Source organism: Bartonella sp. CE47NXGY (genome assembly GCF_042195415.1).
In the GTDB taxonomy this organism is placed as follows: domain Bacteria; phylum Pseudomonadota; class Alphaproteobacteria; order Rhizobiales; family Rhizobiaceae; genus Bartonella.
Window position 1 is genome coordinate 1 of sequence record NZ_JBHIOI010000248.1, and the last position, 646, is coordinate 646.

General features: G+C 45.2%; 1 protein-coding gene and 1 pseudogene. Both read right to left on the bottom strand.

All coding sequences use genetic code 11. The features are described 5' to 3' along the window. The coding region (locus tag ACFIL3_RS10910; protein WP_375682288.1) for a Bgr_08870 family protein at nt 1–251 on the bottom strand (251 nt) is incomplete at its 3' end. 14 nt (nt 252–265) lie between these two features. Continuing rightward, nucleotides 266–646 (bottom strand): annotated as a pseudogene (locus ACFIL3_RS10915) (DUF4815 domain-containing protein); the annotation flags it as partial.

Genomic DNA, 646 nt, shown 5'->3' on the forward strand with positions numbered 1-646 from the left:
TCGATATCGCTTAAATCAGCAAATGAGAAAGTTTTATCCGCTGCCATCTTGCCCTTAAGGGCTGCTTCAAGATCTGCGATTTCGTTGATCGTATGCGTGTGGTGTAAAGGTGCCTTTTCGTCTACCTTTTCCTCAACAGCCAAAAGAGCTTGATCAATTTTGGTCAAGTTTTCCCGCAAGATTGGGAATTCAGAACTGATAAAACGCCCCTCTTTAGGCAATTCCATGTCGAGTTTTTTGGTTTTTGTCATCTCTCATTTTCCCATCACAATATGCCAGCGCCAAAATCACTCACCATGGACCGCGCTGCTGGTCCACCGGTAAGAGTGAGTTTGAGGCGCGCTTGTTTGGCTGTTTTGTCACTGCTCACAAATTTTCGTTCTGTCCAAAGTGGTTCAGCGAGTTGTTCTGTTTCGTCAAGTTTCAAAGGGGTGAAACCACCATCATCTAGTTGCATCTCCAGTGAAAAGGTTGCACCACCCGGTAAAAAGGTTTTGATATAGCTCGTTAACCTTGCCTTTTCACCAAAGGCAAAAGCACGCGTGACATAGGTCGCTTCCTTATGGATCTTTCCCGCGATCAATTGAACAGGCGCAAATAACACCGGTGAGAGTTTCTCTGTTCCTTTAAGAATAGCGCGAAGCTT